This window comes from Dactylosporangium roseum (assembly GCF_025264685.1).
Classification (GTDB): Bacteria; Actinomycetota; Actinomycetes; order Mycobacteriales; family Micromonosporaceae; genus Dactylosporangium; species Dactylosporangium roseum.
Genome location: NZ_CP073721.1, coordinates 143906 through 169240 on the forward strand (window position 1 = coordinate 143906; position 25335 = coordinate 169240).

Below are 25335 nucleotides of genomic sequence, written 5' to 3' on the forward strand. Positions count from 1 at the left end.
TCGCCGCGGGTGGGCGGTCATGCGCCGCATGGCACAGTTGTTGGTGTGACCGAGCAGCGCAGACCGTGGGTCGTCGGGGTGTCCGGGGCGTCGGGCACGCCGTATCCGGCGGCGGTGATCCGGGCGTTGTTCGACGCCGGAGAGCCCGTCGACCTCATCGTGTCGCGCGCGGCCCGGCTGACGATCCTCGACGAGACCGGGATCTCCTTCCGTGACGCGCACTGGAAGGACGACCTGGCCGCCTGGCTGGGACGGCCGCTGGACGGCGCCGACGTGGCGTTCTGGCCAGCGGGCGATCTCGCCGCCGGCCCGAGCAGCGGCTCGTACCAGGTGAACGGCATGCTGGTCGTCCCGGCGAGCACCGCCGCGTGCGCCGGCATCGCCATCGGCCTGTCCAAGGACCTGCTGCAGCGCGCCGCCGAGGTCAACCTCAAGGAGCGCCGCCCGGTCGTGGTGGTGCCCAGGGAGACCCCGGTGACCCGCAGCCACCTGGAGCATCTCATCGCACTGCACGACGCGGGCGCGGTCGTCCTCCCCGCGAGCCCCGGCTTCTATTCAGCCGGTGCCGCGGCGACCGCTCAACAGCTCGTCGATTTCGTCGCCGGCAAGGTCCTCGACGCTGCCGGCGTGCCGCACAGCCTCTTCACTCGTTGGTCGGGTGAACTCGGCCATTCCCGTTAGAGGTGTCATCGAGCCCGTCGTCACCTTCGAGCAACGCCCTCACCTCGGACTCCCGGAACCGCCGGTGTCCTCCCGGGGTTCGGATGCTGCTGATCCGGCCGGCGGCCGCCCATCGCGTGACCGTCTTCGGATCGACGCGAAACAAGGCAGCAACCTCACCGGGCGTCAGCAGACGATCTCCCGTCTCCACGGCCCCTCCTTAACCCTGGGTGGCTCGCCGGGCCCGCGCACCCCCATGCTGCGAAGCCGAAAGCGCGAGTCATCCTGGGATGTACGCCCATTACAGCACCGCTCACGTGCCGTGTCCGGGAAACGAGGAAATCGCACTTCTTGGGCAATTAGCCGTGCTAAAACGCGGGCCATTAGGCTTGCCGTGATGGACGCGATCGATCGTCAACTCATCGACCTCCTTCGGGAAAACGCCCGACTTCCATATGCGGAGCTCGCCCGGCAGGTCGGGCTGTCCGCGCCGGCCGTGCACGAGCGAGTCGGCAAGCTCGAGGCCTCGGGCGTCATCCAGGGCTACCGAGCGGAGGTGCAGCCCGAGGCGGTCGGCCTCCCGGTCACCGCGGTCATCGGCATCGTGCAGGACAGCAGCGGCGACACCGACGGCATCCTCACCGCGCTGCGCGAGCACCACGAGATCGAGTCGTGCTACTTCATGGCGGGCGAAGAGTCGTTTCTCTGCAAGGCCCGCGTGAAGACCATCGGCGACCTGGAGCGGCTGATCGTCGAGCTCAACCGGATCAAGGGTATCGCGCGAACACGCACAGCGATCGCGCTGTCGACCAAGTGGGAAGGTCGCCCCCAGCCGGCGAAAGACCGGCCTTGACGGCATGCCGGCGCCGCAGACGGCCGCCCTCCGGCCGCCGGCCAGGAAGCCGCGGTCGGCACCGGCGGCGCCCGTAGTCCGGGCCGGGCGGTCGCCACCGGGCTCGCCCGCCGCGGCTCTGCGGCCTGCGTCGCCGACCTGGAGGCCGACGCGGCCCGTGCCGCCGAGTGGCTCCTCGACGCCTTCCCGCGCGCCTCGGCACCCTTCGCCGGTGCGATGGCCGCCTCGGTCGCGCGGGGCGGCGCTGTCAGCCCCGGAGGCTCAGGCGAGCGTCGCCAGGCCCGGATATTCGGTGACGTAGCCCCCCTCGTCCAGGTCGATGACGGCGGTGAAGTTCTCCGAGCTGTACCGCACCCGGCGGCCCTCCAGCACCTCATAGGTCTGGTCCACCGGCAGCACCGCCAGGCTCGGCAGCAGCACCCAGGCGGCCTCGATCGTCACCCGCGTGCCGGGTGCCGCTCGGTGCAGGCCCAGACGGCGCACGGGCAACGTGTTGGTCAGCGGGGAGTTGTAGAGGTCGACGTCGAGCACCTGGTGCAGGCGGTCCGGCTCCTCGATGCCGGCGAACGGCGCACTGGGAAGCGCCCGCTCCAGGTCGCCCTGCTCGCCGGTGGTGACTCTCCAGCGGCCGGCGGCCCGCTCCATCCGCAGGCTGCGCAGCCAGCCGGCGCCCTCGGCGGTCACCTCCAGCCGGGTGGTCGCCCAGCTCTCGTCGGTGTGCAACTCATAGCGGCACATGTAGAGCGAGTTGTCCGCGGCGAACGCGACGCCCTTGGCGTGCAATCCCCGCCGGTCGTCAAGGGTGGCGAACTCACCACCGGTCGTGTCGGTCCTCTGCCAGGCAAACGCTCGTGGAAGCACCGTCATGCCCGGACGCTATCCGACCGGTACGACAAAAAGCGGCCCGCCGACGGCGGACCGCTCCTGCTGTCACATCCTCACCGGTGCCGGCGCGGCCGCCGATCACCGGACGAACGCGGCGCGGGCGGGCGCTGCACCCGCACGGGCACACCACTGGGCTGCCGGGCCCCGGTGACCTCGGCCAGCGCCGGGTCCCCGGCGCGCACCCGCAGCTCGGTCGGGGTCACCCCGGCCTTCGCCAGCAGTGCGGCGGCCCGCCGGCGTTGACGCGGCAGCACCAGCGACACGACCGTCCCGGCGGCACCGGCACGGGCGGTCCGGCCGGCCCGGTGCAGATAGTCCTTCTGGTCCCGGGGCAGATCGACGTGTACGACCAGAGAGACGTCATCGATGTGAATGCCGCGCGCCGCCACGTCGGTCGCGACCAACACGTTGACCGTGCCCTCCCGGAACTCGGCGAGCGTCCGCGTGCGCACCCGCTGCGCCTTGCCACCGTGCAGCGCACCGGCCCGTACACCCACCTTGGCGAACTGCTCGGCCAGCTCGTCGACGGCGGCCTGTGTCTTCACGAACAGGATCGTGCGGCCTTGACGCGCCGCGATCGAAGCGGCGATCGCGAACTTGTCGTGCGGGGGCACCAGCAACACGTGGTGGTCCATCGACCCGACCGACGCGACGGGCGGCTCGATCGAATGGGTCACCGGATCGACCAGGAACCGCTCGACCAGGGCGTCCACGTCCTTGTCGAGCGTCGCGGAGAACAGCAGCCGCTGCCCGGTGGCGGGTGTCTGCGCCAGGATCTCGGTGACCTCGGGCAGGAAGCCCATGTCGGCCATCTGGTCGGCCTCGTCGAGCACGGTGATCTCCACCGCCTCGAGCCGGCAGGAGCCGCGCTTGATCAGGTCGCCGAGCCGGCCGGGCGTCGCGACGAGCACGTCGACGCCGCGCTCCAGGGACCAGATCTGCCGGTCGTAGGGAACGCCGCCGACGGCCGTCTTGCAGAACAGACCCAGCGCCTTGGCGAGTGGGGTCAGCGCGTCGTTGACCTGCATGGCGAGCTCACGCGTCGGCACGAGCACCAGCGCCTTCGGCAGGTGTGGCCGCGCGCGGCCGGCGGCTGCGAGCCGGGTCAGCAGGGGCAGGCCGAACGCGAGCGTCTTGCCCGAGCCGGTGCGGCCGCGACCCAGCACATCACGGCCGGCGAGCGCGTCGGGCACCGTCGCGGACTGGATCGGAAATGGTTCGGTGATGCCCTCCCTGGCGAGCGCACGCACCAACTTGGCGGGCAGACCGAGACCGGCGAAACCGCCTCCGGGGGTTTCGACGAGGTCTTCGGTGGCAGCAAAAAGCGAGGGAAACGAGGTGGGGTCAGCGAGCAGCAACGAGCTGGGACCTTCCGATTGGAGAACGGTTCAGCCTAGCCGATCTCCATGGAAGATCCCGCATCGCGTGTCCGGGCTCACTTCTGCGGTACGCCGCTGAAGATGCTGTCCACGAAACCCTGGGCCAGCATGACCGCGAAATACCCTCCAGCGATCAGCACGATCACGATCACGGCGATGATGATCATTACCCGGCGATTGCTGGAGTTCGACGGTTCTTCTTCGTCGTTGTCCGCGACCTGCGTTCCTTGACTGAGAATATGCCCGGTGAGTGAGCCGGAGTTTTCCAGCGGGCTCCCGCCGTCGGCCGAAACAGAAGGCATTGACTCGCCTGTCTGCCCGCCATACACAGTGCCGGCGGAGATTCGCTGGTTACGCGCCCACTTCCCGTAGCTTTCCGCCGAGCTGCCCACCAGTTGCGTCGCCTCGGACGGCTTCGACTCGGCGGGTTCGGACCCGGCGGATTCTTCTGCGGAGTGTTCGGTCTCCGCCTCGGGCGGAGGAATGGCCGGGGGTTGCAGGTGCTCCGGCCCGGTGTGGTTGGATGCACCGGTTGCCGGATAGACCGTGCCCGGATTCCGGGGAACCTGCGGGTGCCCTTCTCGTTCGGGCCCGGACGACGGCGTCCGGTTCGCGGAGAACGGGTGTTCATAGGTCGACGGCGGCCAGGACGGAAGCGCCGGATCCGGTACTTCCGAAGCCTCGGCCTCCGCCTGCGCCGCACCCGGCGCGGACGGCCCACCGGTGGGCGACGCGCCCCAGTCGCCAGGCGACGCCGGCGCCGCGTTCCAGGCCTGCGGCGCGGACTGCGCGGAGCCGGGCGCCTGCGGCCAGGCATGCTCGTCGGCCGATGCGGGCGAGGCCGCTGGCGGCCACCCGTGCGCCCCGGACGGCGCCGAGGCGGGCGGTTGTCCCCAGCTCGGCGGCTGGTTCGAGGCGGGCGGAGCCGACGTGGGCGCCGGTGCCCAGCCCTGCGACTCAGGCGGGGCCGACGCCGGCGGTTGTCCCGAGCCCTGCGGTGCCGCCGGAGGGGCCGAGGCAGGTGGGGTCGACGTCGGCGGCTGGCCCCAACCCTGCTGGGCCGGCTGGCCGGCGGGCGGCGGCGCCCAGGCGGGCGGCGCCGAGGCCGGCGGTGGGGACGCGGGTGGTTGGCCCCAGCCGTGCTGGGCGGGTGGTGCGGACGTGGGCGGCGCCGAGGCCGGCGGCGCTGACGCGGGTGGTTGGCCCCAGCCGTGCTGGGCGGGCGGTGCGGATGCGGGCGGCGCCGAGGCCGGCGGCGCCGATGCGGGTGGTTGGCCCCAGCCGTGCTGGGCAGCCGGTTGCTGACCCCACGCCTGCTGGCCGGGCTGACCCTGCTGGGCCGGTGGTGGCGCCCAACCCTGCGGCTGGCCGGGCTGACCCTGTTGGCCGGGCGGCGGGGCCCAGCCCTGAGCGGCCGGTGGTGGTGCCCATCCTTGTTGCGGGGTCGACGGCGACTGGTTCCACCCTTGCTGCGCGGGTGGTGGCGTCGAACCCTGCTGTGCGGGAGGAACAGACGCGGGCTGCTGGCCGGAGGAAGGCGGCTGTGCCCAGGCGGGCGGCGCCGAGGCCGGCGGTGGGGACGCGGGTGGTTGGCCCCAGCCGTGCTGGGACGGCGGCGCCGAGGCCGGCGGCGCCGATGCGGGTGACTGGCCCCAGCCTTGCTGGGCAGCCGGTTGCTGACCCCACGCCTGCTGGCCGGGCTGACCCTGCTGGCCGGGCGGCGGCGCCCAACCCTGCTGCGCAGGCTGGCCGGCTTGCCCTGCGAAGCCTGGCTGCCCAGGCTGCGGTCCGGCAAAGCCCGGCTGACCGGCCTGCTGCCCCGCGTAACCTGACTGCCCGCCCTGTTGGCCTCCGAAGCCCGGCTGCTGGCCGCCAAAGCCCGGCTGACCGGGCTGACCAGGCTGACCGGGCTGACCGGGGGCGGCCGACCAGGGCTGCTGGCCGGGCTGTCCCTGCTGGACCGGCGGCGGAGCCCAGCCCTGCGGCCCTCTCTGGGGAGCACCCGGCTGCCCTGCCTGCGGGGCCCAGCCTTGCGAGCCGGTCTGGGGAGCACTCGGCTGTCCGGCTTGCGAGGCCCAGCCTTGCGAGCCGGGTTGCTGACCGGCCCAGTTCGGCTGCGCGGGCTGGTTCCAGCTTGGCTGGCCCGGGGCCTGCGGCCACTGGTCCGCCGGCCGCGGTTGCTCCACCGGGGTCGACGACTGGCTGCTGCCCCACGGGTGCTCGGCCGACGGGGTCGTGTACGCGGGAGGCGCGGACACCTCCGACTCCGAGCCCTGCAACGGCGCCGGCGGGGAGGCCGGGCCGGGCTGCGGGATCGGCTCGGGCGGGGGCAGCGGGCCGGGGCTCGGCGGCTCCGGCTGCGGAATGGGCTCCGGCTGCGGTACGGGACCAGGCTGCGGCGCCGGCGGGAACGGCTGCGGGATCGGCTCCGGCTGCGGGGCCGGCGGGAAGGGCGAGGGCTCCGGCTGCGGGGTCGGCTCCGGCCGCGGGATCGGCGACGGCTCGGGGCCGGGGATCGGCTCCACCGGTGCGGCCGGCGGCTCGACGCCGACCTGCTCCGGCCCGGGCTGCCCGGCCGGAACCGCGGGGTCGAGCGGACCCGACGCCAACGGCGCGACGCCCAGGTCACCGGCACGGTACACGCGGGGCGCCGCCGGAGCGCCTGCCGCACGTACTGCCTGGGCGGCCTCTTCGGCGCTCACCGTGTGCACACCGCGCACGGACGCGCTGGCCCGAGCCGTGCCCGCGGCGACCACCGGCGCTGCCTCGACCTTGGGCTCGGCCGGGGCCGGGCGGTTCTGCACGGCGAAGGGGTGGACCACGGGCGCCGGCTCGAATGCGGGTGCGGCGGGCTGCGCGGGGCCGTGCGAGGACGGGTGGTGTCCGGGTGCGGACGGCTCGAAGGTCGAGGCCGGTGCGCTCGACGGAATCTGATACGCCGGAGGTGCCGGTTCGGCGGCCGGGGGCAGGCCCGAGGAGTACGGCGGGGCCGGTTCGACGGGTGGCGGGGTGAACAGCGGGGCCGGTTCGGCGGGAGCCGAGGAGTACGGCGGGGCGGGTTCGGCGGGTGGCGGGGTGAACAGCGGGGCCGGATCCGCGGAGGCGGCCGCCGGTGCCGGCTGGGCGGAGCCGTAGGCGGGTGCCGGGTCGCTCGAATGCGGCGGCTCCTGCGGCGCGGGTGCTGTCCAGGGCTTGGCGAACGCGTCCCACGACGACTCGACCGGAGCGCGCGGGGTCCGCAGGCGACTGGGCAGCGGCGGTGGTGCGGACTCGGCCGGCACCGGCGGCGAGAACGACCCGGCGTCGGCGGGGTCCGATGCGCTGGAGGGGCCCGCAGCCGGGGCGTCGACGTCGTCATCGTCGTCGACCGCGGCGCCGAAGCCATCGACCGGGGTCGGGCCGAACGGCGTCGGCGCGTAATCGGACGGTGTGTCGTCGAAGGCCGGGACGTTGGCGGGTGGCGGCGTCGAGTCGGTGGGCGGCGGACCGAATGTGCTGGCGACCGAGTCGAAGCTCGGCAACTGGTACGCCGGGGCCTGGTCGACCGCGGCCGCGATGACGTCCGCCTCCGGCTCTGCCGCGGCGGGAGGCTGTCCGGCCGGAGCCGGAGCGGCGTTTCCGACCGGGACCGGCGTGGCGTCGGCCGGATCGGCGCTACCGGCGTCGCCCGAGGAAGGCGACGGAGCCGGGGGAGGCGAAGAAGACGAAGACGTGTCCCCGAATGCCGCCATCAGCGCGGCGACCTCCGGGTCGTCCTCGGCGTCGTCCGAGCCGGTGTTCTGGAACGGGTCGGCCCCCGGCCACAGCGCCCCGTCGACGGGGGTGGGCGGCGGCTCGTACGCCTCCGGGAGGGGTTCCTCCGCCTCGTCCACCCGCAACTCGGCGCCGACCGGCGGTGGTGGTGGCAGCGGTGGCAGGTCGCCGAGATCATCCGAAGGTTCACCCGCCCCGGCCGCGCCGGGTGAACCGCCGGACGAAACTCCGGAGGGTGTTCCGGACAAGGTCCCGGGAACGGACCCGGGCGAGGCTCCGGGCGAGGTCCCGGGCACCACCTCGTCACGTGTGTTGTCCCGCGTCTCCCGCTCGTCCATCGTCGCCCTCCATGACCTTGCCCTGTGCAGGCATCATCGCGTGACCGGCAGCCCCCTCCGCCGGTCACGCGTCCACGGTGCCACATCAAGTCACGGAACGCTGGGTCGGCCAGCGTCGGGTTTTGGATCACCCGCCGCTGTCACGGCGCCCGGGGGGCTCAGTTGCCGGACGCCGACCCGGACACCTGCGCCGCCGTGCTCGCCCCGCTGCTGCTCGCCTTGGTCGAGGCGGACGTCGCGTTGCCTGGCGCGGTGCTCGTTGAGCTGTTCGGCGACGGCGACGGCGACGGCGACGGCGACGGCGACGGCGACGGCGAGGCTGACGCTGACGCTGACGCAGACGCAGACGCTGACGCAGACGCAGACGCAGACGCAGACGCAGACGCAGACGCAGACGCCGAGGCTGACGCTGACGCGGAGGCAGACGCCGAGGCGCTGGCCGAGCCGGACGTCGGCTTGGGCTGCGGCTGCGGCTGCGTGGTCTGGTTGGGCGCCGGCACCGCGGGGAAGATCCGCGAGGCGCCGAACAGCCGGGACCACTTCACCGGCCCGACCTTGACCCTCTCGCCGGTGGTCGGCGCGTGGACCATGTTGCCGTTACCGATGTAGATGCCCATGTGGTAGATCGAACGCCAGTCGTTGGGATTGCTGGCGAAGAACACCAGATCACCGGGGAGCAGTTGGTCGCCGAGCCGGCTCTTCGTCGGCCGGATGTTCGGCGTGCCGTGGTACATGTCGTTGGCGACCCGCGGGACCCGGACGCCGACCTTGCCGTAGGCCCAGTAGGCCAGGCCGGAGCAGTCGAACGTGTCGGGGCCTTCGTCACCCCAGACGTACCAACTCCCGATCTTGCTCATCGCGTAGTTCAACGCCTCGATGGCCTTGGGGTTGGCCCGCATGCCGTCGATGATCGGGTTGGCGGCGAGGCTCGGACCGGCGAGGCTCTGCTCGTAGGCCTCCTGGGCCGCCATGATCTGCATGACCGCGGCGTCGTTCTGGCTCTTGAGCGTGAGGTATGCCGAGTTCTTGGCGTTGAAGTCGGTGTCGATCGGCGTGTAGATGCCCTGCGCCGTCCGCACCGCGCCGTGGGCGAGCTCGACCTCCTTCTTGGCCGCCGCCTCCGCCTGCTCGGCACGCAGCAGGTCACGCGCCGCCTCCTGCCCGCCCGGCTGCTCACCGAGGCCGGGAGCAAGCATCCCGAACTGGTGCAGATCGTGCGCGTACGCGTCGAGGGGGCCGAGGCCGGCCGCGCGCTTGTAGGCGTCGGCGGCGGCCGAGTCGGCCTTGCCGCGCAGGTCGGCGACGCGGGCGGTCGCCTGCCGGAGCTTGTCCTCGGCGTCGGTCAGGGTGGCCTGCGCCGCTTCGAGGTCCAGGGATGCCTGCAACCGCCGCTGGCCGAGGGCGGTGACCGCGGCCTCGGCGGCGGCCAGTTGCGCCGCGAACGGCCCGCGCAGCGCCGCGGTGGACGTGCTGGCCGGCTGTGTCGTGGTCACGGTGCCACCGGTGCCGGGCATGACGACGGAGCCGGACGCGATCGGCCGGGAGCCGGTGTCCGGAATGCCCTGTCCCGGCTCAGCGTGGGCGGGGCGCGCGACGAGCGAGCAGAGCATCGTGCAGACCACGGCGGCGGTGACCACGGGGCCGCGCCGGTATCGCCGACGCCGGCGGACCTCAGACCCGGTGACCTGCTCCGACGGCTCCGGGTCCAGCGGCTCCGGTCGCCAGTCGTCGCCTGGATGCGCCGCCCTCAATACCAGCCTGTCCATCGCCACCGTCCCCAGTCGGTTAGCCACGCCTATTGGTCGATCGTCGCCGATCGATCAGTCGGTCTGCCGCCCGACCGTGTTCCCGCCCACATTTTCTTACCTTACGAAGGCAAGGGACGTCGAGGGCTGATCAATGTCAGCTTCGTCCTTGGCAGGTGAATGCGGGTGGAGCAAAGGGTTCGACGTACGCTGGGCTCGTGGATGGTGGTTTGAAGCGGGAACTGGAAGCCAAGGTCGTCGCCGGGGAGCGGTTGAGCAGAGAGGACGGCATCGCGCTCTACGAGAGCGACGATCTCGTCTGGCTCGGCGGCCTGGCGCACCGGATGCGCACGGAGAAGAACGGCGACCGGGTGATGTTCAACGTCAACCGGCACCTCAACCTCACCAACGTCTGCTCGGCTAGCTGCGCGTACTGCTCATTTCAGCGCAAGCCGGGCGAGAAGGACGCCTACACCATGCGCATCCACGAGGCGGTGGCGAAGGCCAAGGAGATGGAGGATGAGCAGCTCACCGAGCTGCACATCGTGAACGGCCTCCACCCGACGCTGCCGTGGAAGTACTACCCGAAGGTCCTGCGCGAGCTGAAGGCCGCGCTGCCCGGGGTCAACCTCAAGGCGTTCACCGCGACCGAGATCCAGTGGTTCGAGAAGATCTCGGGCCTGCCCGCCGACGAGATCCTCGACGAGCTCATCGACGCCGGCCTGGAGTCGCTGACCGGCGGCGGTGCCGAGATCTTCGACTGGGAGATCCGGCAGCACATTGTCGACCACGCCACCCACTGGGAGGACTGGTCGCGGATTCACCGGCTGGCCCACAACAAGGGTCTGCGCACGCCGTCGACGATGCTCTACGGCCATATCGAGGAGCCGCGCCACCGGGTGGACCACGTCATGCGCCTGCGTGAGCTGCAGGACGAGACCGGCGGCTTCACGGTCTTCATCCCGCTGCGCTACCAGCACGACTTCGTCGACTCCGCCGACGGCAAGATCCGCAACCGGCTGCAGGCCCGCACGAAGATGGCCAGCCCGGCGGAGTCGCTCAAGACGTTCGCCGTGTCGCGGCTGATGTTCGACAACGTGCCGCACGTCAAGTGCTTCTGGGTGATGCACGGCCTGTCGGTGGCCCAGATGAGCCTGAACTTCGGCGTCGACGACCTGGACGGCTCGGTGGTCGAGTACAAGATCACGCATGACGCCGACAGCTACGGCACGCCCAACACCATGCACCGCGAGGACCTGCTGCACCTCATCTGGGACGCGGGATTCCAGCCGGTGGAGCGCAACACGCGCTACGAGATCGTCCGGGAGTACGACAAGCCGACGCCGCTCGCCGAGCGCCGTTCGGAGCCTCAGCAGATCTGGGCGTGACGGCGCCCCCGGAAAGCGGCCTCACCGGTCACCGAGCGCCGCGACGATCCGGGTCACCGCAAGGGCGCAGCCCCAGGAGACGGTGACCCCGGCGCCGCCGTGCCCGTAGTTGTGGATCACGTCCAGGGCGCCGATCCGCTCGTGCTCCAGGCGGACCTTCGGCCGGTTGGGGCGGATGCCGACGCGGTGGTCGAGCACCTTCGCGCCGGCCACGCGGGGCTCGATCGTCGCGCACTGGGCGACGATCTGCCGCGCCACGTCGGCGTCCGGCGCGCGGTCCCAGCGGCCGGGCTCGATGCTGCCACCGAGCACCAACTGCCCGCCGTGCGGCAGGTAGTAGATCGGCAACCGTGACTCGTCGTGCTCGCAGAAGAACTCGTCGACCCCCGGGTTCTCCACCACCGCGAGCTGGCCCCGGGTCGGCATGATCGACGCGTCGCCGGTGAGCTTGCCCGCACCGGCACCGGTGCAGTTGACCACGACCTTGTCGGGCGTGGCGGCCTCGGAGAAGGCGTCGACGGTCCGCTGCTCGACGGCCGTCCCGGTGGCGTCCAGGCGTCCGCGGAGATACCGCAGGTAGACGGGCATGTCCACGAGCGGCGCCGAATACCACCAGCCGTTGCTGAATCCGGCGGGCAGCTCACCGGGAGTCGCCGTCCGGTAGCCGGGCAGCGGCGCGGCCCACGCCGGTGGGGTCGTCGGCACCCGGGCTGCCTCCAGGCCGTGCACCGACCGCACGCCCGTCGCCCCCAGGTCCGCCGCCAAACCCAAAAGGATCTGTCGGGTTTCATCACTCCACGGCAGCACGCGTTCGTCTTGTGACAAATAGGGGCCCCAGATCGCGCCCGCGGCGCATGACGTGGTGTTGAGGTCCGCTTCCTCGGCAACCACGCTGACCTGATATCCGGCCTCAGCCAGGCAAATCGCCGTCGTCAATCCCGACACGCCGGCACCGATCACCACGACCCCGCGTCCGGTGTGCATGAGTCGACAGTAGGCCATTATCGTCATCAAGTGAATACGGGCGGTTGCATAGATCCATGAAGATGAGGTGAAATCGAATCTCGCCGACGGAGAGCCTTGGGGGGTGGTGATGTTGGAATCGCCGTCGGCCGGCGCCTTTCTGGTGTTGGGTGAGGTGCACACCGCGCTGCTGCAGAGTTCCGCCGCGTTGCCGGTCAACGCGTGCGAGCGGCTGGTCCGGCTGATCGGAGGGGAGCGGATCCGCCGCTTCGAGCGGCCCATCGTGCACGTCGCCTCGCCGAGCGTGCTGACCGGTGTCGACTGCCGGCTCGCCACCCGCGACGGCGCGAAGGTGCGGGCCATCGGCACCGTCGAGAGCCGGGTGGCGATCACGGGCGGTCACCTGCTCCAGGCATCCTCGCGGGTGTGCCTGGAGCCGAGTGCGGCCCGCCGCCGGCTGCCCTGGTCGCACTACCTGACCCGGCCCGGCCGGGCCGAGGTGATCGCCAAGCGGCTCGACGCCGAGGACCTGGCGCAGAGCTTCGTCCAGGGTGAGCTCCGCGCGGACCACGACGACACCGTGCTCGACCTGGCCAGCGTGACCACACGCCTGGTCGACGAGGTGCAGCAGTCGTCCGCCCTGGATCGGCGGGCGCCGCTGCGCGCCGGCCGGACCAAGCTCCGGTGGGCGGCGGTGGTTGCGGAGGGAGCGGTACGGGGCCCGTCGCTGGTGGTCGAGAGCGGCGGGGTACGGACGTTGGTGGTGCAGTGTCGCGCCGTCGATGTCGACACGATCGGTGACTTCAGTGACGATGTCGCGCTGCACGACTGGCTGCTGACCACCCTGCTCCACGTGATCGAGAGCAGCCGCATGGGGAACGACGATCATGCCAAGGTGATGGCCCGGCTCCGGCCCGCGGTCGAGCACCTGCTGCACCTGTGGATGCCCGAGGCGCGGCTGAGCCGGGACGAGGTGGGCGCGCAACTGTGGCGCAGCCTCGAGAACCGGCCCGGGATGAGTCGTCAATGGCGGTCGTGTGTCGATCGAATCAGGGACCAACTGGCGCTGAACACAATCGCGCTGTTCGGCGAACGGGTCGGGGAGGCCAGTAGATGACCGAGGGGGAGTCGGCGCGCCCACGTGACCCCGTGGCGCAGTCGAAGATCATCAAGAAAATGCTCTTGTCGGTGGGGATCGGCAGCATCGCGTACCTGCTCACGAATATTCTGATCGACGGGGTCGGCGAGCAGCAGATCTGGGTGATCACGCTGTCGCTGCTGATCGGTGGCGTGACGTTTCTGACGCAGTTTCTGCACGATCTGGAAAAGCGGATGGAGACGGTGGAAAACGCCGAATCGGAGCAATCACGCCGGGTCGGCGAGCTGGTCGACTCGCGGTTCACCGCGATCAACGACGTCGTGCGGGAGCGGTTCGTCGAGATCGACAAGGTGGTGCAGGGCGGCTTCGCGAAGATCAACGAGGCGACGCAGTTGTTCGGCCTCGTCGAGGCGTCCGCGCTGCGGACCGATGCCGTGACCCAGCTCGTACGACACTCGACACAGATCGATCCGCAGGCTCCCGACCTGGTGTTCCGGTTCGCCCAGGCCGAGATCAGCCGGATGTCGGAGTTCCTCAAGGAGCTCAGCGAAGGCGGCAACGTCACCTACGAGGGCGAGGACCGCGACTGGATGCTGTCCCTGGCCGCGAACTGCCGGTCGACCATCGACGCCATCAGCCTGACCACGGTAGATGCCCGGGGATCGGGGTTCGTCGACGGCAGCCTGTGGAGCAGCGACCTCGGCCAGCGGTACCTCGAGGTGCAGCGCGACGCGCTCGATCGCGGCGTGCGCATCCGGCGGGTCTTCATCCTCGATCGGCCGGGTCTCGCCGACGACCCGATGTTCATGGAGAACTGCCTGCTCCAGCAGGAGATGGGCATCGAGGTGCGGCTGCTGGACACGCACGCGATCCCGGGCACCCGGCGCAGCTCACTGTTCGACTTCATCCTGTTCGACGACGTGATCAGCTACGAGTCGACGCCGGCGTCGAGCATCGACGGCTCGATCCGCCCGACGATCGTCACCACCCGCCTCGAACTGCGGGCCAGCCGGGTCAAGGACCGCCTCCTGCGGTTCAAGGACCTTCACAACTCGGCCCGCCCGATCGTCCACTCAGCCGGTGAAAACATACTGAAGGCGGTCGACCGCGGCGAGCGGTAGGACGATGCCCTCGTCCCCGGCCCGCCGGACCACGTCCTCGTTCAGACCCGCTTCGATCGCCACCTGACTCAGGATGGTCCGGACCGCCTGTTCGGTGGCGAAGAAGCGACTGCCGAGAACGGAGAGCGAGCGGTACGCGCTGAAGGGCGCCGCGTCCGGATTGACCTGCATGACGGCGGGCAGGCGCCCCCACTCGCTCGGATAGGCGCCCTCCCACGCCCGGGGCACCGCGACCGCCCGCCCCTCGTAGCGCAGCAGTCCCAGCCGCAGCAGTTCCCAGACCGAGGCGAGATATGCGCACGACCAGCGCCGGTGCCGGTCCGGCTCGTCCCAGAGCTGCACGTCGACGAAGACCGAGTGCCGGTTCGCCGCGTTCTGCACCGGCGGCCGCCACGGCTGCAGCCCGCCCATCGCCTCACCACCGGTGACGGACGGCGAGCGCTCCCCGTTGCTCAGCCAGCCGCTCTCGCCGACCGGCGGGCGGGAGCCGTTGGTGCCCGGCGGCGGGTCGGCGACGATCCGCTCCTCGACCAGCCGGGCCAGCTCGACCCCGTCGGCCTCCGCGCACGCCGACTCGCGGGCGATGTAGTCGATGCGCACGCCGTTGGCGTCGGCGGCGGCGAGCAGCATCGGCAGGACCTCGCTCGGCGGCTGCTTCGGCCCGAAGTAGTCGTCGATCAGAAAACACGTGCTGATGCGCACCGACCGGCCGGTCGCCGATCTGCGGTGGATGTCCGCCGCCGCGGCGACCCACGGCGCGAGCTGCGCGAAGTGCGCCTTGAGCCGCTCGGGTCCGTCGCGGAAGTCCTCGAAGTACAGGTGGCCGGCCTCGATCGACAGGTGTGACAACGGCAGGGAGGTACTGCGCGGCTCCGCACCCGCCTCCCGGAACGTCGCCGCCTGGTGCATCTACAGCCCTTCCCAGGCGGTGTCGTCGACGAGCCGTTGCGCGAGCCGGTCGAAGGCGTCGAGCGTCTCCTGGTTGGCGATCTGGCGCAGCTTCACGTCGTCGTCGGCGATGAGCTGCTCGCGCCACTGCAGCACCGGGTCGAGCGGCACGCTGCCCAGGACCAGCGTGCGGCCGAGGCCGACCTTGCCGGCGAGCCGCTGCAACTCGTAGTTGCAGTCCTCCAGCCACGCGATCTGGGCCGGCCGCAGGCCGGCGAGGTCGTCGGAGCTGGGGTCGACGACGGCGGTGCGGACGAAACGGATCTGCCGGGTCAGCTCGTCGCGGTCGTGGCCGAACCGCATCCCGGTCTCGAGGATGCCCTGCTCGCCGAAGACCAGGTCGGCGGCCGAGATGATGTGCTGGCGGGTCCAGCGGTGGAAGACCAGCCAGCGGCTGGTGGTCGAGCGTAGCTGCGGTTCGGCGGTCGCGGCCAGTACGGTCTCCACCGCATGCGAGCGACCGGCACTGAGGTCGATGAGCGAGATCTCGAACTCCTCCTCCAGCTTGAGGAAGAGATCGGCGCAGCGTCGCACCATCTCGGGCGAGCCGGGCAGCTCGCCGCCGCCGCTGTCGCCCGGGAAGAGGACCAGCCGGCCGGAGCGCAGCGGCTGGTGGCGCATCGACTCGCCCTCGGACTCCGACCAGACGTCGACCGAATACGGCTCGCCGATGCGGCCCTGTAGGTAGGAGTGCAGGCCGCGGCCCCGCTTGCCGTGCAGCAGACCCTCGATCTGGAACACGGTGCCCGCCGTCGGTGAACCGAAGTCGAAGTCGAGGTAGCAGACGTCGCCGCCCTGCAGCGCGCGCCGGTAGACGATGTTGCTGCTGGTCACCGACCGGCCGGTGCCGCCCTTGTCCGACGTGGCGAAGACGAGCATGTCACCGCATCCCACTGGCGTCGCGCCGGGCGGCGCTGAGCCGGTCGAGGTCGACGAGGACCTGGGCGGCGAGGGCGGCGGCGGTGCCCGGCCGGGTGCGTATGACGTCGTGCGCCCGGCGCAGGGTCGCGCCGGCCGACTTCAACGCGTCGCGCATCGAGGGACCGGAGTCGGCGGAGATGCGCAGCAGCTCCTGGTCATAGATGTGATCGGCCTCGGTGAGCAGGTCGGTCGCCTGGGCGACCAGCGCCGGGCTGCGCAGCGGCGGGCTGTCGATGAGTGTCGCCGCGGCGACGAGGCAGTTGATGACCCGCTCCGAGTAGTACCAGGACGCGGCCTCGTCGGACGGGGGCAGGCTGGGGTAGATCGCCGACGGCTGGTCCCACAGCCCGGCCGCCGGCCCCTGCTCGATGCGGCGCCGGGTGACGTGCTCCCACACCTCGTCGATGAGGTTCGTCATCTCGTTGCGCAGGTCGACCCGGTTGAGCAGGGCGGCCACCCGCAGCGTCTGTTTGAGCAACTGGGTGGAGAAGTCGGCCAGCTCCCAACTGAGCATCGGGCCGTCGACCTCCTCGCTGCCGTCGAGCTGGAACGGGAAGCCGGGCAGATGCAGGGCGATCGCCGGGTCGTCGGCGGAGATCGGGCGACGGGTGATCCGGGCCCGTTCGGCGAGTTCTTCGAGCACCTGGCCGATCCGGACCGGGTCGGACTCGTTGCTGACCTTGTTGACGGTCATGTCGAGCACGACCATCGACGAGACGAGCAGGCTCAGGTAGTCGGACTGGGAGCCGTCGACCGTCATCCACGGCACGTTCTCCAGCGGCCAGCGGCTGTCGCCGAAGCGCGCGATCTTCGACCAGTACGAGAGGGTCAGGTCGTATCGGATCTGGAGGGCCCGGGACAGGCGCTGCTGCTCCTCGTCGAGCAGGCCCAGCAGGCGGGTGCGCTCGGAGAACAGGTGCTGCATGCAGTCGAGCGCCACCGCGGTGAAGTAGGCGTAGGGCGCGGCGAGGGCGTAGCCGTGCGGTTGGTGGATGCCGGCCTCGTTGGTGTCGACCTGAGGCGCGCCCTTGGTGATGCCCCAGGACCAGCCGCACTCGAAGACCTTGTTGTCGTTGTCGAGGTCCGGTATCTCACCGAGGCCGAACGTCACGTCGCGCAGACCGGCCCGGATCTCCTCCACGATGGCCTGGAACTCCAGCCGGATACGGTTCTTCGGCTGGCGCGCCTGGTTGATCATCTGGAGCAGGTTGAGGCCCTCTTGGGACTCCGGGTCGAGCACGTTGACCGTGAAGCTGCGCATCAGGCCGATCATGGCGCCGGTCAGCCGCTGGCTCGCCAGCTTCTCGATGGTGCGGACCTCGTCGCGGAGGTTGGGCCGGGTGAGCACCCGGCGGAACACCTTGGCGAAACCGATGACCGCCAGGGAGAGCCGGATGGAGATCGCGAACGAGTCGACCACGTCGAGGGCACGCTGCATCTCGGTCGGCTCACCCGATTCAGCGGCGGTGAAGTAGCTGCCGCCTCCGTAGGTCGGGCGTCCCTCCTCGTCGATGTAGGTGGTGAGGTACTCGTGGATGACCCGCATGAGCACCTGCGGGATCTCGACGCTGTCGCCGATCGCCTCGAGTGAGTGCTCGACGTCCTCGGCGGTCTCGTTGGGCAGGTCCAGCTTGAACGTCGAAACCTCGGTGGCCGGCCCCATCAGGCACAGCAACTGCTCCGCGTCGCTGATGGAATTGCGCTGGCGCCGGCCTTCCCAGACCCAGGTGCCCTTCTGAAAGGATGAACGCGCCACGGCGCGCCATGATTCGAGCAGTTGTTGACGGGGCTGGATCCTCATGGGCCTCCCACCACACGCTTTTCAGTCGATGGCCGCACCCGCCCGCCCGAGGGCGAGGATCATGCCTTTGTATTGCGCCTTGACGACCTGACCCGAGAATACCGGCTGGACGTCGACCTCTTCAACGAGCGGGTTGAGCTTCTGCCGCACATCGTCCACCGTCACCGACACCGCGGGATAGCGGATCCCGCCGACGGAGTAGCCCGGCGACTGGGTCATGAAGGCGGCCGCGAATGGCGCGCCGGGACGCAGCGCGTGGACGAACCTCTCCAGGGCCCCGGCAAATTCTTCGGGGCGTTCGGACATGGACTCGGCGACGAAGAACATCGTGCCCAGGTCCCAGTGGCGCCGCTCGAGCTCGAAGAGGTCACCCGGCTGGACGTGCACCTTCGCGGCCTCGACGCGCGGGTCGACGCCGCTGTACGGCGAGTCGTCCTTGGCCGCCAGCACCGCCCAGAACGGCTCCCAGATCGCGTCGAAATTCGGCAACTGAGTCTGCAGCCAGGCCAAATTTGATCGACTGTGCTCGAACAGTGTCACGCTGTCGCAGAACGGCAGCATCGCCATCATCGGGTAAAGGTTCGCGCCGGCGCCGACGTCCACGCCGTGCGCCCCGGGCGCCGGGGCGTGGGCGATGAAGAAATCTCGCACCATTTGCAAGATCTGGCGATCGTCCTCGATGAGTGTGGCGTAGTTGTCCTGTACGTACTGCGCGGGGTTGAACGAATCCCAGGGATAGGCCGAATTGCCATGATCGTTCCCGGTGATCGTCGGTGTCCCCACGTCCATGGCCGGCGCTCCGATCCGGTCGGCAGGTCAACTGCAACGGTGCTCAACTGCAAGGGGTGCAAGGGGTGCTCAGCCGCAGCGGTGCGAATCCAGACCGGCTGTGATCGAGGTCGGGGCGGATGCGCACCCCTGGGCCGTGGACCTCGGCCCCTGGGGCGATTCGACCTGAACAGGATTCAACGGGATGGTAACGCACCGTTACCACAAAAACGAGGCATGTGTGGCTGAAGTGGTGGGTGTTACGCATGAGGCGAAGGCCGAATGTACGGTCCGCCGCGGCGGCAGCGCTACCCGCTCCCCGGGACGAGAAACGACCGAGTTTTCCGGAAGACCTGCGTGGCGGCCGCCGGCCGCCGGCTGATGTCGCCAATCCGACTCCGGCGGGCCCTTTGCCCTCCGTGGCTCGGGCCCTCGGCTGGCCCGCTCGCGCGGATCGAGGGGGACGGCATGTCGCCGGGGCGGGCGCGACAGGTCGGCGCGACGGCCCCGCGGACCGGGTGGGCGGCGGCGGGGATACGCTGGGTGAACCATGTCTCCGATTGTCAAGTACTCGCTCGCCCGGCTCGGCTTGTTCGTCGTCGTCGCGGCCGTGGCGCTCACTGTTCCGGTCGACGTCAACATCACCCTCAAGCTGATGGTCGCCGTCCTCGTCTCCGCCGTGCTGGCCTTCTTCCTGCTCAAGGGGATGCGGGAGCAGGCGTCCGTCCAAGCTGTCGGAGTCGCCCAGCGGCGGACGGAAAAGCGTGAACGCCTGCGCGCGGCGCTCAACGGGGATGACGATGGGGGTGAAAGCGCCACCAAAACGGGCTAACGCCATTTAAACCTTGGATGGTGCAGAACCACCCAAGGAGGCGTATATGGCCCGCAGGCTCGTCCCGTCGCTCGCGCTGGCCGCGGTCGGCATGTTGATTGTCGTCGCGACGAACCCGGCGAGTGCCGCACCCACCGTGCCCGCGCGACCACCCGCCGACCAGGCCAGGCCGTACGTGGTCGACGGGGTCCGCACGTGGGACGACCGTAACCGCGTCGCTCGTACCGGTGCGGCGATCGACGCGATCGAGGACGGGCACGCCGACGTCACCGCGACACCCGGCGAGGTGCGGGAGATCCGCAAGCTCGGTTACCGGGTGGCGGAAGACCGGCGTGAAGACTTCCCCGCCGCCGACGCCGGCTATCACAACTATGCCGAGATGGTCGCCGAGCTCGACAAGGCGGCGAAGGACCACCCGGCGATCATGCGGAAGCTCAGCATCGGCACCTCGTACGAGGGCCGCGACATGCCCCTGGTCAAGATCTCCGACAACGTGGCGATCGACGAGAACGAGCCCGAGGTCCTCTACGGCGCACACCAGCACGCGCGCGAGCACCTGACCGTCGAGATGGCCCTGTACCTCGTCAAGCTGTTCACCGACGGATACGGCAAGGACGCACGGATCACGAAGCTCGTCAACAGCCGCGAGATCTGGATCGTGCCGGACCTGAACCCGGACGGCGGCGAGTACGACATCGCGACCGGCACGTACCGCTTCTGGCGCAAGAACCGCCAGCCGGCCCCGAACTCGCCCGGCGTCGGCACCGACCTGAACCGCAACTGGGGGTACAACTTCGGCTGCTGCGCCGGCTCCTCCAGCGATCCGGCGTCGGAGACCTACCGCGGGTCCGTGGCGTTCTCGGCGACGGAGACGAAGCGCCTGCGTGACTTCGTGCTGAGCCGGCGGATCAAGGGCGTCCAGCAGATCAAGGCGGCCATCGATTTCCACACGTACTCCGAGCTGGTGCTCTGGCCGTACGGGTACACGATGGCGACCACGGCGAAGGGGCTCGGCGCCGACCAGCGGGCCACGTTCAAGGCACTCGGCACGCAGATGGCGAGGAGCAACGGGTACACGCCGCAGCAGTCCAGCAGCCTCTACATCACCGACGGCTCGATCATCGACTGGCTGTGGGCGGCACAGGGCGTCTGGGCGTTCACGTTCGAGATGTTCCCGAACTCGCCGGACCAGGGCGGCTTCTACCCGCCCGCGAGTGTGATCACCGCGCAGACGACCCGTAACAAGGAGGCGAGCCTCCAGCTCGCCGAGTACGCCGACTGCGCGTACCGCATCATCGGCAAGCAGCACCAGTACTGCTACTAGAGTGCGTACTCCTCGGCGAGTTCGATGAGCGCGAACTGGGCGCCCGTCGGGTCCGCGACACGGGCGTTGTAACCGGCCGCCACCGGTTGCGGCGCCCGCGCCACGGTGCCGCCCAGCTCGGCGACCCGTTCGCACGCCGTCACGCAGTCGGTGACCATGAAGCAGGCCGTCCAATGGTCGGGGACGCCGTCCGGGAACCGGTGGTCGATCGGGACCAGGCCGCCGACGGTGTCGTTGTGGTGATGGAACTCGAAGTACGGGTCGCCCGGGCTGCTCTCCGCCTCGACCGTGTGCCAGCCGAACACCTCCTTGTAGAAGGCGTTGGTTTTGTCGGGGTCGTGCGACGCCAGCTCGTACCAGCAGATCGCACCCGGCTCGAAGGAGACCTGTGCGCCGACGAACCGGCTGCGCAGCCACGTGCCGAACAGTGCGCCGCCGGCGTCGGCGAAGACGCCGGCCGTGCCCAGATCGCGCACGCTGGTCGGGGCAAGGCGGACCGTGCCACCGGCCCGAACGACGGCGTCGGCGGTGCCGGCCGGGTCGTCGGTCGAGATCGAGATCAGCCACGCGGCCTCGGGGCTCTGCCGGAGTCCGGCGACGGCCCGCCCGTTCAGTGTGAAGTGGCCGTCGTCGTTGAACCCCCAGCCGAACAACCCGCCGTAGAACGCGCGGGCGGCGACTGGGTCGGGGCTTGTCACTTCGGTCCAGCACGGGGTTCCCGGTGCATAACCCCTTACTCGCATTCCGCGTCCTTTCGGTTGTCACACTGTTTCGAGACAGTGACATCCGTCAGCTTGATCATGACACCTTATCCAGCGGTGTAGGAAGCGGTTGCGCGTGCAACACCTCGAGTCGCGACACGGCTCGAGTCAAAACGACGAACAGCCGATTGAGCCCACGGGCCTCGGCCGCCACGATGTCGGCCGGCTCGACCGCGATCACATGGTCGTGCTCCAGACCCTTGGCGAGGCTCGCCGGCAGCGCGGTGACCCGCCCGTCGATCTCGATGTCGGCGACCGGGAGGCCGGCGTCCCGCAGGGCCTCGGCGAGGCCGTCGGCGCCCATGTCGGCAATAATGACGTTGATCGATTGATCGTACCTCAGTGCCTCCATGGCTGATCGCTCGGTTTCGTGTCCGAGGGATTCAATGGTACTGATGTGGGGCGCGCCGTCGATCCGCCGCGACCTGGCCCCCGGCACATTGACGCCGCGCGTCGGCAAGAGCCGGTTGGCGAGCGCGACCACCGCGGCCGGCACGCGGAAGCCGGTCGCCGCGGTACCACCCGGGCCCCAGCTTGCCGAGGTGGGCGAGCGGCGCGGCCCGGTCGCGTGGCACCCGCGGCGCGGTGCCCTGGGCGCGATCGCCGAGGAGTGTGATCGAGCCGTCTTCGCCGCGCCGGGCGATCACACGCGCCCGCATGGGCGAGAGCTCCTGTGCCTCGTCGACGGCGACGTGGCCGACGCTCGGCAGGCGGTCGTTACGGCCGGCTCCAGCGGGCCGACTTGGCCGGCTTCGGGGGCTTCGCCCAGGTGATCACTTCTTGCTCATCGGCGGAAAGAAGAAGAACGACACGAGGCCGCCCGCGCCAACGAGCGGGACGACCTTGTGCGCGCCGAGAGCGACGAGTCGATCGGCACGCAGCGCGCCGGAAACCGGGAACCCGCCGACATGCGCAGGTACTCTGCCTCGCCAATGCCGTGGTCAAGCTTCGGCAGTGAGCGACTCGCGGGCGTTGAGACGGGCGCGGTCGGCTGCGGCCCGGCCCGATGCCCATCCGTCCGGATTCGTGACCGCCACCTGCTTGCCGACGAGATCGGGGAAGAGTTCGTCGGTGAACGCTCCGACCTTCGCCTCCCTGGAGGCGAGCACCGGCAGCAGCCGCTCCGCCTCGGGCCCGTCGGCCATGTCCCGGGTCGCCTGTTCGGTCGCGTCCTTGGTCGCCGTCGTCAGCCGCTCGCCGATGCGCTGAGCGTATGCGGTCAGGAAGGACTGCCGAAACGAGCGGGTACTCGAACGACCGTCGGCATCCCGGTGTGACCCGGCCGCCACCATTGCCCCGGTGGCTTGTACCAACAGTGAGGTGAACACGATCTCGACACCGTCCACGTCGGACGGGAAGCCGAGCACGGTAACAAAACCGAAGGAATTCGACCAGACCGTACGGCAGCGGTTCGCCCGAGCTACCGCATCCAGTAGGAGCACCTTCGGCGCCTCGTACGGGTTGTCGACGCCGATCCGTCGACCGACCGGCTCATCACGTGCACCCGCCCCGGCCGACAGCAGCGCATAGTTGATGCTGTACCGAGCCATCAACTCTTGGGCCTTGGCGGTGTACGTCTCGGCTTCCTCGGGAAAGCTGGTCGATTCTGCTTTGGCGAGCAGCGCCCGTACCCGGTCGAGCTGACGCGCATGGACGGCCTGTTCCCGCGTCGCCGCGCCCAGCGAACCGCGGCGCGCCTGGCCCGGCAGCGGGCAGAGTTTCTGGATCTGCGGGCAGGTGTTGAACACGTACAACACCTCCAGCGCGCAGCGGATCAACGCCGGCCGGGCCAGACCTTCACGCTCGCCCAACGCCGAAAGGTACTGATCGTCGCGCTCCCACCAGACCGTTGCACCGAGGTCGCGCACCTGGGCTTCCCAACGCTCGTCGACGGTGGCCGCGGCATAACCGCGCATCTCCGCGGCGATGACGTCGACGACAATCCGCCGGTGTCGGGCACCGTAGCGGCGCTGCGCAACCCGGACCACGTCGGCCGGCTGCCAGCCCCGCCGCCACGCCTCGGTGAGATCGCGCCGCAGCGCCGCGATCAACGCCGTGTCCACCGCACGCCGACCGCCGGTACCGCCGGACCCACCCACCAACACGTCACAACACCTCTGCACGGTGTCCTCGTCCTTGACATGCAGGGCTTGCATCGCCTCGTTGACGAGAAGGGCCATCATCCGAGCCGGGCGCGCACCACCGTCTATCAGACCGAACGGTCCCGCGAACGCTGGATCGGCCGGCGCACCGTCACCAAACTCAGAACCGGCCCGTTCACGACGGCCCTGCTGTTGCTGCTGACGCGCCTTCTGCTTGGCCCGCCGACGCTCACGGTTCTTGATCCCCACCGTCGACCACCTGTCTGCCGTCAACCCGGTCTGGCGCACGATAACCGTTGGAGGCCGCGCGTTCACCTCTACCACAGAGGATTTCACGGACCGTAACGCCCTCCAAACGGCCTTGTGTCGCTGGGCACCGCAGCGGACGTCCCACGCGCCAGGGATCTTCCCGGATACGCGAGCGAGCGGCGACCGAGACCTCCAAGAGGATCACCGTGCCCGCCAGCAACTGGGGACCGTAAGCCCGGCGGAAACGCGCTACTGTGCAGGCCGCGCCCCCGCAATAGGCGACCTCTTCCGACCGGAAAGGCAAACGTGGACACCCCCACCCTGCAAAAGCAACAGACGTTGCACCTCAAGCAACGCATCACCCTCATGGTCAACCAGTACGAGGTGTTCGCATCGGACAGCAGCGGCACCCCCGGCGACCTCGTAGCCTTCGCCCAGCAGAAGCGGATGGCCCTCAAGGAGCAGGTCACCCTCTACACGGACAGCACAAAGTCGCAGGTCGTGGCTGGATTCAAGGCCCGCCAGGTGATCGATCTCGGCGCCACCTACGACGTCACCGACTCGTCAGGCTCGGCGATCGGCACCTTCCGCAAGGACTTCGCCAAGTCGCTGATTCAGTCGACGTGGCACCTCGAGCAGCCCTCAGTCGGTGCTATCACCGGCAAGGAGCGCAGCCTGGCCGTGGCGCTGCTGCGCCGCTTCGCGCTGAGCTTCCTGCCCTACCACTTTGACTTCGTCCGCAATGGTGCCGTGGCCTTCTCGGTGAACAAGAAGTTCTCCCTTCGGGACCGCTATGTGATCACCATCAACGACCCAGAGCTGGACCGTCGCCTCGTCATCGCGATGGCAGTCGCGTTGGACGCGCTACAGGCTCGCTGACCTGACGCCCACCCGGAGCCCCGTAGGGATCGCCGCCGGTTGGCGGCGATCCGCTATCACCCACACAAGGCGGAGCCCACTCGTCTCAACCAGGCGATGAGTGTCTGGCGTCGTGCGGGCTGGACCGACCACCCACCTCGCCGTCGGCGGCCGCAAGCACGCCAGTAGGCCAGCGGCGGCGTGCCGAACAGCGCGGCGTCGACCTGTGTCAGCCCCTCCTCGAACGGCTGGATCGTCGTGGCGCCGTAATACCGCTCAATCTCCTTCGATCTTTGCGGCGACGGGCTCGGCGTCGCCGGGCTCGGCGTGGCGGACTGATCAGGCCGACAATTCGGGCGCGGGCCTCGGAGATGTCGTCGCCGGGGCGTGCCGGCCGGCGCGCGTTGCGGCGCAATCCGCGCCAGGCCGCTCGATCCCATGATCATGGGATCGATATGGCTGCCCCGGCTGCCGCATCTTTCCCATGATCATGGAGTCGCCCGGCCCAGAACGCGCCGTCCGGGGGTCCAGCGGCGATCATGAGCAACAGACGCCACCCGCACGACTGCGCGTCACCAACACGTAGC

At 70.1% G+C, this 25335-nt stretch carries 20 protein-coding genes and 1 pseudogene; 8 read left to right on the top strand and 13 right to left on the bottom strand.

What is annotated here, in order from left to right:
- The first annotated feature begins 45 nt into the window (after positions 1-45).
- On the top strand, positions 46-681 hold the full coding sequence (locus tag Drose_RS00685) for a UbiX family flavin prenyltransferase (protein ID WP_260726244.1): 636 nt from the start codon (positions 46-48) through the stop codon (positions 679-681).
- Here the strand turns inward: Drose_RS00685 and Drose_RS00690 are convergent.
- A complete protein-coding gene (locus tag Drose_RS00690; protein ID WP_259860659.1) occupies positions 644-871 on the bottom strand; it encodes a BldC family transcriptional regulator in 228 nt (75 codons plus the stop codon). The genes Drose_RS00685 and Drose_RS00690 overlap by 38 nt on opposite strands.
- Before the next feature lie 186 nt (positions 872-1057).
- On the opposite strand from Drose_RS00690, the gene Drose_RS00695 reads away from it, so the two are divergent.
- Positions 1058-1513 carry an Lrp/AsnC family transcriptional regulator gene (locus tag Drose_RS00695; protein ID WP_260726245.1) on the top strand — a complete coding sequence of 152 codons (456 nt, stop codon included), beginning with the start codon at positions 1058-1060 and terminating at the stop codon, positions 1511-1513.
- Between the two features lie 261 nt (positions 1514-1774).
- Here Drose_RS00695 and Drose_RS00700 read toward each other — a convergent pair whose 3' ends face one another.
- The 4 genes from Drose_RS00700 to Drose_RS00715 form a co-directional block, all read right to left on the bottom strand.
- On the bottom strand, positions 1775-2380 hold the full coding sequence (locus Drose_RS00700; RefSeq protein WP_260726246.1) for a putative glycolipid-binding domain-containing protein: 606 nt from the start codon (positions 2378-2380) through the stop codon (positions 1775-1777).
- 71 nt (positions 2381-2451) lie between these two features.
- Positions 2452-3756: a DEAD/DEAH box helicase gene (locus Drose_RS00705; RefSeq protein ID WP_390891295.1), complete on the bottom strand. Its 1305-nt coding sequence runs from the start codon at positions 3754-3756 to the stop codon at positions 2452-2454.
- Positions 3757-3833: 77 nt separating this feature from the next.
- Complete coding sequence (locus tag Drose_RS00710; RefSeq protein ID WP_260729979.1) at positions 3834-7868, bottom strand: hypothetical protein; 4035 nt, start codon at positions 7866-7868, stop codon at positions 3834-3836.
- Positions 7869-8026: 158 nt separating this feature from the next.
- Entirely contained in the window at positions 8027-9634 is a 1608-nt protein-coding gene (locus Drose_RS00715; RefSeq protein WP_260726247.1) for a C40 family peptidase, read from the bottom strand.
- A gap of 197 nt (positions 9635-9831) precedes the next feature.
- Here Drose_RS00715 and mqnE point away from each other — a divergent pair, with 197 nt between their 5' ends.
- A complete protein-coding gene (mqnE, locus tag Drose_RS00720; RefSeq protein WP_260726248.1) occupies positions 9832-11001 on the top strand; it encodes an aminofutalosine synthase MqnE in 1170 nt (389 codons plus the stop codon).
- A 21-nt stretch (positions 11002-11022) separates the two neighbouring features.
- On the opposite strand, the gene Drose_RS00725 is transcribed toward mqnE, so the two are convergent.
- On the bottom strand, positions 11023-12012 hold the full coding sequence (locus Drose_RS00725; protein ID WP_313899985.1) for an FAD-dependent oxidoreductase: 990 nt from the start codon (positions 12010-12012) through the stop codon (positions 11023-11025).
- 82 nt (positions 12013-12094) lie between these two features.
- On the opposite strand from Drose_RS00725, the gene Drose_RS00730 reads away from it, so the two are divergent.
- On the top strand, positions 12095-13081 hold the full coding sequence (locus tag Drose_RS00730; RefSeq protein ID WP_260729557.1) for an SCO2521 family protein: 987 nt from the start codon (positions 12095-12097) through the stop codon (positions 13079-13081).
- On the top strand, positions 13078-14184 hold the full coding sequence (locus Drose_RS00735) for a phosphatidylserine/phosphatidylglycerophosphate/cardiolipin synthase family protein (RefSeq protein ID WP_260726250.1): 1107 nt from the start codon (positions 13078-13080) through the stop codon (positions 14182-14184). Before Drose_RS00730 ends, Drose_RS00735 begins: the two co-directional genes overlap by 4 nt.
- On the opposite strand, the gene Drose_RS00740 is transcribed toward Drose_RS00735, so the two are convergent.
- From Drose_RS00740 to Drose_RS00755, 4 genes are all read right to left on the bottom strand, one after another.
- Positions 14137-15093: an SCO2522 family protein gene (locus tag Drose_RS00740; protein WP_260726251.1), complete on the bottom strand. Its 957-nt coding sequence runs from the start codon at positions 15091-15093 to the stop codon at positions 14137-14139. The two genes, Drose_RS00735 and Drose_RS00740, sit on opposite strands and share 48 nt — an antisense overlap.
- A complete protein-coding gene (locus tag Drose_RS00745) occupies positions 15094-16011 on the bottom strand; it encodes an SCO2523 family variant P-loop protein (protein WP_260726252.1) in 918 nt (305 codons plus the stop codon). It abuts the gene before it with no gap.
- 1 nt (position 16012) lies between these two features.
- Positions 16013-17809 (bottom strand): SCO2524 family protein, encoded by a 1797-nt coding sequence (locus Drose_RS00750; protein WP_260726253.1) that lies wholly within the window; start codon positions 17807-17809, stop codon positions 16013-16015.
- 66 nt (positions 17810-17875) lie between these two features.
- Positions 17876-18643, bottom strand: a complete 768-nt coding sequence (locus tag Drose_RS00755) for an SCO2525 family SAM-dependent methyltransferase (protein ID WP_260726254.1) — start codon at positions 18641-18643, stop codon at positions 17876-17878.
- 529 nt (positions 18644-19172) lie between these two features.
- Here Drose_RS00755 and Drose_RS00760 point away from each other — a divergent pair.
- Positions 19173-19454 carry a DUF4229 domain-containing protein gene (locus tag Drose_RS00760; protein ID WP_260726255.1) on the top strand — a complete coding sequence of 94 codons (282 nt, stop codon included), beginning with the start codon at positions 19173-19175 and terminating at the stop codon, positions 19452-19454.
- Positions 19455-19500: 46 nt separating this feature from the next.
- Positions 19501-20772, top strand: a pseudogene (locus Drose_RS00765) (M14 family metallopeptidase); the annotation flags it as partial.
- A gap of 2 nt (positions 20773-20774) precedes the next feature.
- Here Drose_RS00765 and Drose_RS00770 read toward each other — a convergent pair.
- From Drose_RS00770 to Drose_RS00780, 3 genes are all read right to left on the bottom strand, one after another.
- Positions 20775-21476 (bottom strand): VOC family protein, encoded by a 702-nt coding sequence (locus tag Drose_RS00770; RefSeq protein WP_260726257.1) that lies wholly within the window; start codon positions 21474-21476, stop codon positions 20775-20777.
- 100 nt (positions 21477-21576) lie between these two features.
- Positions 21577-22035, bottom strand: coding sequence for a helicase domain-containing protein (locus Drose_RS00775; RefSeq protein ID WP_260726258.1), 459 nt, complete (start codon positions 22033-22035; stop codon positions 21577-21579).
- A 445-nt stretch (positions 22036-22480) separates the two neighbouring features.
- Positions 22481-23890, bottom strand: coding sequence for a DUF2786 domain-containing protein (locus Drose_RS00780; protein ID WP_260726259.1), 1410 nt, complete (start codon positions 23888-23890; stop codon positions 22481-22483).
- A gap of 366 nt (positions 23891-24256) precedes the next feature.
- Here Drose_RS00780 and Drose_RS00785 point away from each other — a divergent pair, with 366 nt between their 5' ends.
- Positions 24257-24769 carry an LURP-one-related/scramblase family protein gene (locus Drose_RS00785; RefSeq protein ID WP_260729558.1) on the top strand — a complete coding sequence of 171 codons (513 nt, stop codon included), beginning with the start codon at positions 24257-24259 and terminating at the stop codon, positions 24767-24769.
- Positions 24770-25335 lie beyond the last annotated feature (566 nt).